Origin of the sequence: Persephonella sp. (genome assembly GCF_027023985.1) — a bacterium.
In the GTDB taxonomy this organism is placed as follows: Bacteria; Aquificota; Aquificia; order Aquificales; family Hydrogenothermaceae; genus Persephonella_A.
In genome coordinates, this window is sequence record NZ_JALVTW010000010.1 from 129980 (window position 1) to 141855 (window position 11876).

Annotated in this window: 16 protein-coding genes; 5 read left to right on the top strand and 11 right to left on the bottom strand. The window is 34.5% G+C overall.

The window, feature by feature from the left end; translation table 11 throughout:
- The first annotated feature begins 2 nt into the window (after positions 1 to 2).
- The 5 genes from MVE07_RS02545 to MVE07_RS02565 all read left to right on the top strand — a co-directional run bounded on the left by MVE07_RS02545 (position 3) and on the right by MVE07_RS02565 (position 2136).
- Positions 3 to 272: a hypothetical protein gene (locus MVE07_RS02545; RefSeq protein WP_297453530.1), complete on the top strand. Its 270-nt coding sequence runs from the start codon at positions 3 to 5 to the stop codon at positions 270 to 272.
- Positions 273 to 307: 35 nt separating this feature from the next.
- Entirely contained in the window at positions 308 to 523 is a 216-nt protein-coding gene (locus MVE07_RS02550; protein ID WP_297453533.1) for a hypothetical protein, read from the top strand.
- Between the two features lie 66 nt (positions 524 to 589).
- Complete coding sequence (locus tag MVE07_RS02555) at positions 590 to 1069, top strand: ankyrin repeat domain-containing protein (protein ID WP_297453536.1); 480 nt, start codon at positions 590 to 592, stop codon at positions 1067 to 1069.
- An 8-nt stretch (positions 1070 to 1077) separates the two neighbouring features.
- A complete protein-coding gene (locus tag MVE07_RS02560) occupies positions 1078 to 1707 on the top strand; it encodes a 7-carboxy-7-deazaguanine synthase QueE (RefSeq protein ID WP_297453539.1) in 630 nt (209 codons plus the stop codon).
- 54 nt (positions 1708 to 1761) lie between these two features.
- Positions 1762 to 2136: a rhodanese-like domain-containing protein gene (locus tag MVE07_RS02565; RefSeq protein ID WP_297453542.1), complete on the top strand. Its 375-nt coding sequence runs from the start codon at positions 1762 to 1764 to the stop codon at positions 2134 to 2136.
- Here MVE07_RS02565 and ybeY read toward each other — a convergent pair.
- From ybeY to gatC, 11 genes are all read right to left on the bottom strand, one after another.
- Positions 2102 to 2563 (bottom strand): rRNA maturation RNase YbeY, encoded by a 462-nt coding sequence (ybeY, locus tag MVE07_RS02570; RefSeq protein ID WP_297453545.1) that lies wholly within the window; start codon positions 2561 to 2563, stop codon positions 2102 to 2104. The genes MVE07_RS02565 and ybeY overlap by 35 nt on opposite strands.
- Positions 2541 to 3347, bottom strand: coding sequence for a PhoH family protein (locus MVE07_RS02575; protein WP_297453548.1), 807 nt, complete (start codon positions 3345 to 3347; stop codon positions 2541 to 2543). Before MVE07_RS02575 ends, ybeY begins: the two co-directional genes overlap by 23 nt.
- Positions 3348 to 3581: 234 nt before the next feature.
- Positions 3582 to 4085 carry a ribosome maturation factor RimM gene (gene rimM, locus MVE07_RS02580; RefSeq protein ID WP_297453551.1) on the bottom strand — a complete coding sequence of 168 codons (504 nt, stop codon included), beginning with the start codon at positions 4083 to 4085 and terminating at the stop codon, positions 3582 to 3584.
- Positions 4085 to 4483, bottom strand: a complete 399-nt coding sequence (locus tag MVE07_RS02585; protein ID WP_297453554.1) for a biopolymer transporter ExbD — start codon at positions 4481 to 4483, stop codon at positions 4085 to 4087. Before MVE07_RS02585 ends, rimM begins: the two co-directional genes overlap by 1 nt.
- Positions 4480 to 5124, bottom strand: a complete 645-nt coding sequence (locus MVE07_RS02590) for a MotA/TolQ/ExbB proton channel family protein (protein ID WP_297453557.1) — start codon at positions 5122 to 5124, stop codon at positions 4480 to 4482. Before MVE07_RS02590 ends, MVE07_RS02585 begins: the two co-directional genes overlap by 4 nt.
- A 13-nt stretch (positions 5125 to 5137) precedes the next feature.
- Positions 5138 to 7933 (bottom strand): tetratricopeptide repeat protein, encoded by a 2796-nt coding sequence (locus MVE07_RS02595; RefSeq protein ID WP_297453561.1) that lies wholly within the window; start codon positions 7931 to 7933, stop codon positions 5138 to 5140.
- Positions 7930 to 8850 (bottom strand): bifunctional riboflavin kinase/FAD synthetase, encoded by a 921-nt coding sequence (locus tag MVE07_RS02600; protein ID WP_297453564.1) that lies wholly within the window; start codon positions 8848 to 8850, stop codon positions 7930 to 7932. Before MVE07_RS02600 ends, MVE07_RS02595 begins: the two co-directional genes overlap by 4 nt.
- Positions 8847 to 9263, bottom strand: coding sequence for a regulatory protein RecX (locus tag MVE07_RS02605; RefSeq protein WP_297453567.1), 417 nt, complete (start codon positions 9261 to 9263; stop codon positions 8847 to 8849). Before MVE07_RS02605 ends, MVE07_RS02600 begins: the two co-directional genes overlap by 4 nt.
- Positions 9263 to 10381 carry a type IV pilus twitching motility protein PilT gene (locus MVE07_RS02610; protein WP_297453570.1) on the bottom strand — a complete coding sequence of 373 codons (1119 nt, stop codon included), beginning with the start codon at positions 10379 to 10381 and terminating at the stop codon, positions 9263 to 9265. The genes MVE07_RS02605 and MVE07_RS02610 overlap by 1 nt, the downstream gene beginning before the upstream one ends.
- Positions 10368 to 11384 (bottom strand): recombinase RecA, encoded by a 1017-nt coding sequence (gene recA, locus MVE07_RS02615; RefSeq protein ID WP_297453575.1) that lies wholly within the window; start codon positions 11382 to 11384, stop codon positions 10368 to 10370. The genes MVE07_RS02610 and recA overlap by 14 nt, the downstream gene beginning before the upstream one ends.
- A 20-nt stretch (positions 11385 to 11404) precedes the next feature.
- On the bottom strand, positions 11405 to 11695 hold the full coding sequence (gene gatC / locus MVE07_RS02620; protein WP_297453578.1) for an Asp-tRNA(Asn)/Glu-tRNA(Gln) amidotransferase subunit GatC: 291 nt from the start codon (positions 11693 to 11695) through the stop codon (positions 11405 to 11407).
- Positions 11696 to 11876 lie beyond the last annotated feature (181 nt).

Here is an 11876-nt window from a genome sequence, read left to right on the forward strand (position 1 = left end):
ATATGGAAGATGTTAAACAAATTATGATTGTTTTAGATGACATAGATATAGAACAATTAGATGAGGATAAACTGACAGATATTCTTATAGATGCTTTCAAAAAACAGGGATATACACCAACAGATAGGCCGGTTGTCATTAGAAAAGGTAAAATTAGTTCAATAAGAGCTATTGAAAATGAATCACAGGAAGAGGTTGAGATATATGCACTTGCACAGGTGTTAAACAAAGATGGTAAGGTCAAGACTGTTATCACAGGCAGAGTGGTATAGATTTAAATATATAGGGAGTTTTCAGGAGACATAGAATGAAAATAGTAATTGATGTGTCTAATGAAGAAAAAGCTAAACATTTAATTAATATGTTAAAAGATATTCCATATGTGAAAAATATTAAGATTGAATCTGAAAAAAAGAAAAGGAAACCTGATTTTGAAGCTGTTTTTGGAATATGGAAAGACAGGGATATTACATTGAAAGGTATTAGAGAAAAAGCTTGGAGAAAAGAATACTTCTGTTATTAATTCGTAATGCGAAAGATTTTAGGCGTATAGAAGGTATAAACATAAAATAATCTAAGGAGGGTCATTATGGAAAAGATAAGACTACTTAAAAAGCTAATAGATGCTGTAATGGAAGGGGATTATGATGAAGTTTACAGGCTGGTTGATATGCTGAATGTAGACTTAAATCAGATTTATGAATATGAAGGAAGTCCCTTACATGTTGCCGTAAAAGAGAGAGATATAGAACTGGTTAAATATTTTTTAGATAAAGGAGCAGACCCTAATATAAAAGGTGCTTTCGGAGAGACTCCTCTACATATCGCTGTTGATAGAGGATATCTTGATATAGTTAAACTGCTTCTTGAAAAAGGGGCAGACCCTAACGTCCAAAGTAATGAAGGAAATACACCTCTTCATTTATCAGTTATAGCAAGCTCTGCAGATATAGCTTATGAACTTATATCACATGGAGCTAATAAGGAAATAAAGAACAAATTCGGAAAAACACCATTAGATTTAGCAATGGAACTCAACGACGAAAAGATGATTAAGATTTTATCCTAAAGGGTTAAATGCAAAAAATAAGAGTAGTAGAAATATTTAATTCCATAGAAGGTGAAGGCAGGCTTATAGGATATCCGGTTTCTTTTATAAGACTGGAAGGATGTAATCTGAGATGTTCCTGGTGTGATACCCCCTATTCCTATGATACCGGTTCTTATAAATTAATGTCTATTGAAGAAATACTGGACACTATAAAAGATTTTTCCAATAAAAAAGTATGTATAACAGGTGGAGAACCCCTTGTTAATGAAGGGTTTGACCCTCTCTTTGAGGCTTTAATCAAAGAAAGTTACTATGTAATTCTTGAAACTAACGGCACAGTTTATAGAAAAATCATTGGAAAGTTATATCCAGAATATAGTGAAAATATATATGTTGTCTGTTCACCAAAGCCAGATAGTAATTACATGGTTCACAGAGATTTAAAACCATACATATCAGAGATGAAACTTGTTGTTGATGAATTTTTAACTGAAAATATTGTTTCTGCTTTTGTAGATTTCCCAATAACCCTTCAACCTGAGGGAAATAAGCAGAAATATTTTGAAAAAGCACTAAAGATACAAAAATCCTTGATAAAAAAAGGTATAGAAGTCAGAATAATTCCCCAGATACACAAATTTTTTAGAATTAATTGAATTTTTTGCTAGCTTTTCTTAAAATTTTAGAACTATTACTTGGGAAGGTGGAATATGAAAAAATTAGCTGTTATTCTTGGAATGTTTATTTTTGTAAAAGCTTTTGCCTATACCGATGTTTCAGCAGAAGAATTTGCTAAATTAATGAAAAAACCTGATGCAATTATTCTTGATGTTAGAACATTTCTTGAATATCAAAAAGATGGTCATATAAAAGGAGCAAATCTTATTCCCGTTCAAGTTTTTAGATTTATATGGCTTGCAGGATTAAAGGATAAAACTGTTCTTGTTTACTGTAGAAGTGGAAATAGAAGCGTTGTGGCCAGCAAAATGCTGGAACAGATGGGGTTGAAACATGTTTATAACCTGAAAGGCGGCATTTTAGAATGGAAAGCTAAGAACTTTCCTGTTGAGTATAATCAGAAATAACCTTTTCAAATATTCTGTCCTGCAGGTCAAACATTCTTTTGGCTTCTGCAGGGCAGGTTTCATGATCATAACCAAGCAAATGTAAAATTCCGTGGGTTAGTAACCTGACTATTTCTTCTTTGTATGAGAGCCCTATTTCTTTTGCCTGTTTTTTTGCAAAAGGAAGGGAGATAATCACATCTCCCAGTATTTTGTATTTATACCCCGGAGGTTTTTCATCTATAGGGAAAGACAGAACATCTGTTGGTTTATCCTTTTTTCGCCATTCTTTATTTATCTGCTGTATTGTATCGTTGTCTGTCAGGGTTATACTAAGTTCCACATTGTCCAGATTGAGTTCTTTTAGGATTTTCTCTGCAACTTCTTTCACAAATTTCTTTGTGATATGCCTGTCGTATATATCCTTACTTATTAGAATTTTGTTCATTTTCTTTTTCCCTTTCATATTTGTCGTAAGCTGTAATAATTCTCTGGACTACAGGGTGTCTTACCACATCTTTTTCAGAAAATCTGCATATTCCAATACCTTTTACATCTTTAAGAACTTCAAGGGCTTCTATTAAGCCTGACTGACTAACTTTTGGCAGGTCAATCTGTGTTATATCACCTGTGATAACCGCCTTTGAACCAAAACCTATTCTCGTCAAGAACATTTTCATCTGTTCTTTTGTTGTGTTTTGTGCTTCATCAAGAATGATAAAAGCATCATTAAGGGTTCTTCCCCTCATAAATGCCAGCGGTGCAATTTCTATAATATTTTTTTCCAGCATATCTCTAATCTTGTCAGGGTCAACCATTTCATATAAAGCATCGTATAAAGGTCTGAGGTATGGGTCAACTTTTTCTGTTAATGTTCCTGGGAGAAATCCAAGTTTTTCCCCTGCTTCTACTGCCGGTCTTGTCAGGATTATTCTGTTTACTTTTTGTTGTTTCAGGTATGAAACAGCCATTGCCATTGCAAGATATGTTTTACCTGTTCCTGCAGGACCCACTCCGAAAGTTATATCATTTTTCTTTATTGTCTCTATGTATGCCTTTTGTGATGGGGTTTTGGCCATTATTGGTTTTTTTCTATGGGTGAACAAAATTGCTTCATAATTTCCGACAACCTGCTGCTGAGGAGTTTCATTTTTGTATCCAACAGCCAGATTTCTCACATCTTGGGGGGATAATTGATGACCTCCTTCAAAATAAGAAGCCACTTTTTGCATAAAATCCTCAAATCTGTCAAGTTCTTCTTCTGTTCCTTCTGCAATTAAACTTGTTCCTCTGGCAAATATATCAACCCCAAATATATCCTCAAAGAATTTTATATTTTCATCTCTGTTTCCGACTATGCTCCAAAAAGCTTCCTGTGGAATTTGAACTTCTAACTTTAAAATCTTTCTTACCTCCTTTTTATTTATCTACGGTGATAATTTATTCATTTTTAAAAAATTTCAACTTTAAAGTGAAAACCACCCTTCTGGTGGATGAATATAAACCTTTTTATTTTCTACATCTATCTCTTTTACAAATTCTTTTATAAACGGTAAATGCCTAATTTTTTCATCAGTGCACTTTATTATTAGGTAAGCCGTTGATAATCTATCATCTACTTTTATAATTTTTCCTACAACTTTGTCATTATAAATAACATCGGCATCTATAAGTTGGTATTCGTAGAATGTATCTTTGGCAGGTTTGGGAAGCTTAGAGGTTTCTACATAAAAATATTTGTGTTTTATCTTTTTTGCTTTATCTAAATCATCGTATCCTTTGAATTTTATTAGGCCTTTTTTTCTTGAAAATGCTTCAACCTGTAGAGGTTGGAATTTACCTTCTTTGTCTTTTATATAAATAGTTTCCGGCAGTTTAAAATTAGGTGGAAATATCTCTATTTTAAGGTCTCCTCTAACCCCATGTGTTCCGTGTATCTTTCCAGCAATGACCATTTCCTCTTTAGCCATTACTGACCACCTCTTCTTGTGGCTATATTTATTTCTTCAATACCGTTTTGTTTTGCAATATCCATCAGGTGAACAACCTTACCATATTCAACTCTTCTATCTGCTATAACCACAAGGGATTTTGCATTTTTTGATTTTAGAAACTGGGCAATTTCTGCATCTGTTACTTTTTGGTTGCCGATATAGTAATTACCATCTTTATCAACAAATATCTTTACAGGTTCTATTGACGTTTTTTCAGCTGTTGCCTGTGGTAATTCAACATTTATTGATGATATAGGGGCAAGAGTGCTTACTATTCCTAAAAATAATATAATTATGAAAGCAATATCAACAAGGGCTGTCATATCAACGACAAAGCCTGTATCCTGTGTCCTCATATATTTTCTAAAATTCATTTTTGCTCACCTTCCTTGCTGGAAAGTTCTGTAAGTTGATATATAAGCTCTGTAGCCAGATTTTCCATCTGGGAAACAATAAATGATAATTTAGATCTGAAATACCAGTATGCTGCAAGGGTTGGAATAGCAATAGAAAGACCAAAAGCTGTTGTTATTAATGCCTGTGATATTCCTGCAGATAATACCTGAGGATTAGAAAGACCTTCAACAGATAGCGCCTCAAAAACCTGTATCATCCCGACAACTGTTCCAAGGAAACCGAGCAGTGGTGCAATGGCAGCAATGGCGCCAATGGCATTTATATAACCTTCAAGTTTAGGAATTTCAGCTCTTGCTATTTCTTCTGCAACAGTTTTAAGTTGCTGCTCATCTTTTCTTCCTCTTATGTATGCCTCAAGTATCCCTGCCACAAGTGTTGTTGCCACAGAGTTTGTATTTTTTGCTATTGTTATGGCTTCTGCAAATCTACCTTCCTGTATGTAAAAGGATATCTCTTCTAACTTTCTAACAGGAAAGGTTTTTCTTGATGAAAGGGAGTATAACCGCTCAATAATAAATGCTATTGCCAATATCCCCAGAAATAAAAGGGGATACATTATAGGTCCACCTTTCTGGAAAATCTGGATTATATATTCCATCTTTTATCCTCCTTTATCTACATTGGGGAAGCCCTTCTTGTAGTTGTTTTATCTTCTGTTGCAGGGGAGGGTTGAGATTGTATTTTTTAAGAGGTTTCAGCATACAAGCGGCTTCCTGTTTGTGACCTTTACTTTTCATTATTTCGGCTGCTTTAATTCTGGCCTTTATAACAAATTCCTTGGCTTCAGGATAAAGATAAACCACATTTACAAAATTGTTAAGGGCTTTTTCCAGATTTCCTTCCTGCTGGTATATTAGCCCAAGGAGATAATAACTTTCTGCTACATGATTATAATCTGAGCCATTTACAGCCTCTTCCAGATACTTTTTGGCAAGCTGTGGATATCCAAGTTTTAGCTGTATTTTTGCCAGATAATAGGCTATATCATTTCTGTATTTTGGAAATCTGGTGTAAAGATCTTCAAAATAGCTTTTTGCCTGTGTTAAATCTCCTAATTTGTAATATAAAACTGCGAGCTGGTATCTGTTTTCATCTGTGTCTGGCATTTGTTTTAGAACTTCAATGGCTTTTTTGAGGTCTTTCTGTTTTATGTATATCTTTACAAGAAGTGATTTTACATTAAGGGCATATTCTCCTTGGGGATATTTTTCCAAATACTGCTTGAGTGTATTAATTGCATCAGGATAATCATTTTTCAGGTAGTACAGATATCCCAGTTTATAAAGGGCATAATCGCTTTCTTTAATATCTTGTTCTATAATTTGGGAGTATAACTTTTCAGCCTCGTCAAATTTCCCTTTGCTAAGGTAGTAGTCTGCAAGCTGGACTTTAAGGAGATTTACAAATGGGTAATCTGGATATTTCTCAATAAATTTCTTTATCTGGGTTGCAACATCTGTATTTTTGGAATTTTTCATTTCAAGAAGTGTAAGCTGGTAAGCAGCATCTATAGCCTCAGGACTATCTGCGTATTTCTCAATAAACTGTCTGTATATTTCCCTTGCTTTTTCTGTGTCTCCTGCATTGTAATAGCTGTTTGCCATTCTGAGAATTGCCTGCTTTCCAAGCTTTGTATCTGGGTATCTATTGGCAAAGTTTTCAAACTCCTGTGCAGCTGTAAGGTAATCTCCTTGCAGGAAGTATGTGTATGCATATAGATAGCTTGCTTTTTGTGCTATCTCATCATCCCCTTGAGATAGCTCTTCCAGCACCTTTCTGGCCAGTTCAGGTTGTTGTTTTTTGATAAATATATATGCAATCAGAAGTTTACTTTTTCTGTCATTGATTTTCTGGGCTATCTGGAGGGCTTCATCAAGAAGGCCTGCATTGAAAGCAGAGATTGCTTTCAGGTAAGGGTCTTTAAACGCCTGATATGCCTTTTTATATTCTTTTTTAACAAAGAAATACCATCCCAGTAAATCCCTTGCATAATCCTCGTCATACTGGCTTATTTCTTTTACTACCTGCAGGTATTTTTTGTATTGTTTAAGCTGGAAGTATATATCAGCCAGATATTTTAATGCCAGCAGTTTTTTCTCAGGGTCAGTCAGTCCGTCTAATGCCTTTTCTATGTATTTTGCTGCTTCTTCAGGTCTGTTTAACTTTAGAAGGGCATAACCTGCATAAAGGTTAAACTCCGGCTGGTTTATTGATTTAAACATTAAAAATGCATATCTATATTTGCCTGAGTTGTAGGCTGTTATAGCAAGTTTTTTCTTTAGATATTCAACATATTTTCCACCTGTTAATGCAGATTTTTGTAGGAGGACAAATGCTGTTTCAAAATCTCCTTTATCAGCCAATATTTCTGCTATTTTGATATAAAGGTTTTGTGCAAGGGTTTTGTCCCTTGTCTCAAGAATACCTGCTTTTTCAAGGGCTGATTTGATATTCCCTTTTTTAAAATCTATTATTCCAAGGCCGTAAATCGCATAAGCTGCCATTGGGGTGGCAGTGCCGTATCCTTCAAGATATTTTTTGAAATAGCTTTCTGCCTTTGCATAATCTCCAAGATGCAGATATGAAAATCCTTTTATAAGGAGGATATGTCTCCAGTAATCAGGGGATTTAATTTCGTTTAATGTTTCAAGAGCTTTTTTGAACTGTTTGTTAGCAAAATATAAGTAACCTTTCATATATTTACAGTAATCTATAAATTCAACATCCAGATTTTCGCATTTAATATCTTTAATCAGATTGAATGCTTCTTTATATTTTTTGTCATGGGCAAATATTACCCCATGCCAGAATAGAAAGTTCTCGTCAGGAGTTTCGGCATTTTTAAGTAACTGTTCTGCTTCTTTTATTTTCCCGTAGTCCAGCAGTAGAATTGCTGCAGAAAGACAGGCTTTATCTCTGATTGGACTTGTTTCTTCTGTTTTACAGGTATTTTCAAACTGTTTTAGGGCTTTTTCTTTTTCACCAAGTTTGAAATACACAAGACCCAGCAAATATTTAGCTTCAGTTTTGAATTTTACATCAGGATATTTTTTCAGCAGTTTTATCAGTTTATCCCTTGCAGATAGGTATTTCCCGTTAAAAAAATCATCTATAGCATCTGCCATAAGGGCATTTTCTTCAGGAATACCCATAAAAGAGGATGGTTTTTCAAGGGGAATTGAAGGAGGTTCTGCATTATATGGAGGAATTGGTGAAAATTCTTCAACAAATAGCTGTGTTTCTATTTTCTGACCTATCTTTAGTTTGTCTGGTGGCTGTAAAGATGGTTTTTGTTCTATCTTCTCAACAGTTATCTCAACAGGAAATGTGACTTCCGGAACTTTTACCTGTGAACCAAAGGATAAACCAAAAGCAATTAAAAATATAAAAACAGCTATTCTTTTCATGTTTTTACCTCTAATGTGTTGATTGCTTCCTGTATATCATTTTTGATTTGCTTTTGAAGCTCCTGGATGTTGTTGAATTTTTTTTCTTCCCTGATAAATTTTTTGAAAAATATTTTTACTTCTTTTATATCTTTGCTTAATTTTTCGCCTATTATATGGGCTTCTATAAATGTTTTTTTTCCGTCAACAGTTGGCCTTGTCCCATAGTTTATAACTGCAGGATAAAGTTTGTGGTCAAATGATACATATCCCATATAAACACCTTTTTTCAGGCATAAATCAACATCTGGGATAATATTTATTGTGGGAAATCCTATTTTTTGTCCTAGTCTATCCCCTTGGATTACTTTGCCTTTTATACAATATGTTCTTCCTAAATATTTTTCTGCTTCGTCAACTTTACCTTCTTTAAGAAGTGTTCTTATTATTGTGCTACTTATTCTTGTGTCATTTATTTTTATAGGAGGAATTACTTCCACCTCAAAGCCTGCTTTTTTCCCGTATTCTGATGCAAATTCAATACAACCTTTTCCACCATAGCCGAAACGCCAGTCGTGGCCTACTATAATTTTTTTACATTTAAGATTTTTTGCTAAAAAGTCCAGGAATGCTTTTGCAGATTTTTTTGCATATTCAGGTGTAAAGTGGATTACATATACATAATCAATATTGTAATATTCAAGTAGTTCCAGTTTCGTGGTCAGGTCAGTTATACGACAAGGGGCTTTTTCTGGAGATAAAATTTTTTTAGGATGAGGTTCAAATGTGATTACAAGGGATTTTCTTCCGGTTTTCTGTGCTTCTTCTTTTGTTTTTTCCAGTAAATGAATATGTCCAATATGAAATCCGTCAAAGCTTCCTATTGTGCATACAGTTTCTTCTTTTAAGGGTAAATTCTGCTCTGTGAGAACTTTCATTCTTCCTCATTTAGAAATTTATTAGCTGCTTCTTGAATTACACTATAAGAAAATCCTCTATTCTTTAAAAATTTTACTACATCGTAAAATTTTTTTTGCTTTTTATATTTGTTCCTCAGCAAATTGAGTGCTGCTTCAAGTTCTTCTTCATAGGAAAAATCTAATTGTGATATTCCTTTTTGATATAGCTTTTTTCTGAGATATAAAGGGCTTTTCCCTTTTTGGATAGCAAGTTCTTTGTGCCTCTGAATTAGTTTATCGTCATTTATATATCCCTTTTCTTCAAGTTCATCTAAAACTTTCTCTATCTGGTTTTCATTAAAACCCTTTTGCAGAAGTTTTTGCTTTAATTCCTGTTTGTAATAATCCTTTTTTGCAAGTAATCGAAAGGCCACAGATTTTATTTTTTTCATCAAACATTTCCATCAAAACCATACAATCCTGCGTCGTATTCTCCTGAGGATACACCTTTGATTTTAAGGTCAAGGTCTGATGGATTTGTGGCATAGGCAAGGGCATCTTTGTAAGAAATCCAGCCTTTGTTATAAAGGTCTAAGATTGCCATATCGAAAGTTTGCATTCCGTATTCTGTCTTACCTTTTTCCATAAGGTCTGTAATTTGTTCAAATTTGTCAGGGTCTATAATTGCATCAAATACAGCACCTGTATTAATTAAAATTTCAACGGCAGGGACTATTCCTTCTTTGTCGGCTCTTGGGATTAATCTCTGGGATATTATTGCTTTCAGTGTTGAGGCAAGCATAAGTCTAATATGGTTTTTGGCTTCAAGGGGAAACATATCAATAATCCTGTTTATTGTTTCCTTTGCATCTTGGGTGTGAAGTGTAGAGAAAACAAGGTGTCCTGTTTCAGCTGCTCTCAAAGCAGTTTCTATTGTTTCAATATCCCTCATCTCACCGACCATAATTACATCAGGGTCTTCCCTAAGAGCTGCTCTAAGGGCGGTTGCAAAGGAAGAAGTATCAAGTCCAATTTCCCTCTGGACTATATATGATTTTTTGTCTCTAAAAACATACTCAATAGGGTCTTCAATGGTAATAATAACATCTTCCATATTCTGATTTCTATAATCAATCATTGCAGCAAGGGTTGTTGATTTACCTGTTCCTGTAGGACCTGTAACAAGGACCAGACCCCTCCTTTCAAGAGCAATTTCTGATAGCTTTGGAGGAAGATTAAGTTCTTCAAAGGAAGGAATTTTTGTTTTTAAAATTCTGAAGGCAAATGCGTAAGTTCCCCTCTGTCTGTATATATTTACCCTGAATCTGCTTACCTTTGGAATAGAGTAAGATATATCCAGTTCTCCTTTCTTAATCAGTTCTGCCTTTTTAACTTCGCTTTTTACAACTTGATTTATAAAATTAACAACATCCTGTTCTGTTATTTTCCCAAATTCCTCAATATTTACCAGTTTCCTGTTTATCCTGAAAATCGGGTATCTCCCAATCTTTAGGTGTATATCTGTAGCATTGCTATTAACTGCTTTTGTTAAAACTTCATTGAGCTCCACCTGTGATAGCCTCCCTTATTTTCTGTTCAATTTCTTCCTTTATTTCAGGATTTTCTTTTAAAAATTCTCTGGCTTTTTCCCTTCCCTGTCCAATCTTCATATCTCCGTAAGAATACCATGCACCGCTTTTCTTGATAATTCCCAGTTCTTCTCCAAGGTCAAGGATTTCTCCTTCTTTAGAAATACCTTCCCCATAGATAACATCAAATTCTGCTTCTTTAAATGGGGGAGCCAGTTTATTTTTAACAACTTTTACTTTTACTCTGCTTCCTACCTTTTCGCCGGCGTCTTTTATATCTTTTTTCCGGACCTCAAGTCTCATATCTGCAAAGAATTTGATAGCCCTTCCACCTGTTGTTGTTTCAGAGTTCCCAAACATTACTCCGACTTTTTCTCTTATCTGATTTATAAGGACTAAGGCTGTATTTGATTTGTTTACTGCCCCTTTTAAAACCCTCATTGCTTTAGACATCAGTCTTGCGTGAAGCCCTACATTTGAGTCTTCAATATCTCCTTCTAATTCTGCCTTTGGAACCAGTGCTGCAACAGAGTCAATAATTACAACATCTACAGCACCACTTCTGATGAGTGTTTCTGCAATCTCAAGAGCTTGTTCACCGTAGTCTGGCTGTGAAACAATCAAATCTTCTATATTAACTCCGATTGCCTTTGCATATTTAGGGTCAAATGCGTGTTCTGCATCTATAAAAACGGCTTTACCACCTCTTTTTTGAGCTTCTGCTATCAGGTGCAGTGTAAGGGTTGTTTTTCCGGAGGATTCGGGTCCGTATATTTCTGTGACTCTTCCCCTTGGTATTCCTCCGATACCTGTTGCAAGATCAAGTGTCAAAGACCCAGATGGTATTGCTTCAACAGATTTTACCGCCTCATCGCTGAGGGTCATTACAGAACCCTTACCGAACCTTTTTTCTATCTGGGCAAGGGCACTTTCAAGTGCTTTTCTTTTGGCTTCCAATTCTTTTTGATTAATGGTTTCTTCCATATTTTGAAACTCCTCCTTTTTTACTCAGTGGAAACAACCCTTGGGACTACGAAAAATCCATTTTTTTCTTCAGGTGCATTTTTAAGGGCTTCTTCCCTTGAAAGCCCTTCTTCAGGTGTATCGTCCCTCATAGGTGTTTCCTGCTGAATTAATTCATAGAAAGGTAATATATTTTCTGTGTCTAATTCTTCAAGTTTTTCTACAAACTTTATTATTTCCGGTAATTGCTTTGAAAACAGTTCTATTTCTTCTTCTGTAAGATTTAGTTTTGCAAGTCTTGCAACCTTAATAACAGCTTCTCTATCAAGCATCTTTTTCTCCTTTTTTGTATTTTCGGACTAACAAATTTTAACATTATTCAGTTATCTTTAAAATCCCTGCGCTATCATAAGTTATTGAAAAAAATAATATTTTATGATTCTTCTTATCTTTTATCGGATATTATGATAAAAATCATTCCTAATAAGTTAATATACTTATATATTAATATCA

Excerpts from the sequence above, each read along its gene's own strand:
- MVE07_RS02545 (WP_297453530.1), top strand. The coding sequence starts at position 3 with ATGGAAGATGTTAAACAAATTATGATTGTTTTAGATGACATAGATATA.
- MVE07_RS02550 (WP_297453533.1), top strand. The coding sequence starts at position 308 with ATGAAAATAGTAATTGATGTGTCTAATGAAGAAAAAGCTAAACATTTA.
- MVE07_RS02555 (WP_297453536.1), top strand. The coding sequence starts at position 590 with ATGGAAAAGATAAGACTACTTAAAAAGCTAATAGATGCTGTAATGGAA.
- MVE07_RS02560 (WP_297453539.1), top strand. The coding sequence starts at position 1,078 with ATGCAAAAAATAAGAGTAGTAGAAATATTTAATTCCATAGAAGGTGAA.
- MVE07_RS02565 (WP_297453542.1), top strand. The coding sequence starts at position 1,762 with ATGAAAAAATTAGCTGTTATTCTTGGAATGTTTATTTTTGTAAAAGCT.
- ybeY (WP_297453545.1), bottom strand. The coding sequence starts at position 2,563 with ATGAACAAAATTCTAATAAGTAAGGATATATACGACAGGCATATCACA.
- MVE07_RS02575 (WP_297453548.1), bottom strand. The coding sequence starts at position 3,347 with ATGCAAAAAGTGGCTTCTTATTTTGAAGGAGGTCATCAATTATCCCCC.
- rimM (WP_297453551.1), bottom strand. The coding sequence starts at position 4,085 with ATGGCTAAAGAGGAAATGGTCATTGCTGGAAAGATACACGGAACACAT.
- MVE07_RS02585 (WP_297453554.1), bottom strand. The coding sequence starts at position 4,483 with ATGAATTTTAGAAAATATATGAGGACACAGGATACAGGCTTTGTCGTT.
- MVE07_RS02590 (WP_297453557.1), bottom strand. The coding sequence starts at position 5,124 with ATGGAATATATAATCCAGATTTTCCAGAAAGGTGGACCTATAATGTAT.
- MVE07_RS02595 (WP_297453561.1), bottom strand. The coding sequence starts at position 7,933 with ATGAAAAGAATAGCTGTTTTTATATTTTTAATTGCTTTTGGTTTATCC.
- MVE07_RS02600 (WP_297453564.1), bottom strand. The coding sequence starts at position 8,850 with ATGAAAGTTCTCACAGAGCAGAATTTACCCTTAAAAGAAGAAACTGTA.
- MVE07_RS02605 (WP_297453567.1), bottom strand. The coding sequence starts at position 9,263 with ATGAAAAAAATAAAATCTGTGGCCTTTCGATTACTTGCAAAAAAGGAT.
- recA (WP_297453575.1), bottom strand. The coding sequence starts at position 11,384 with ATGGAAGAAACCATTAATCAAAAAGAATTGGAAGCCAAAAGAAAAGCA.
- gatC (WP_297453578.1), bottom strand. The coding sequence starts at position 11,695 with ATGCTTGATAGAGAAGCTGTTATTAAGGTTGCAAGACTTGCAAAACTA.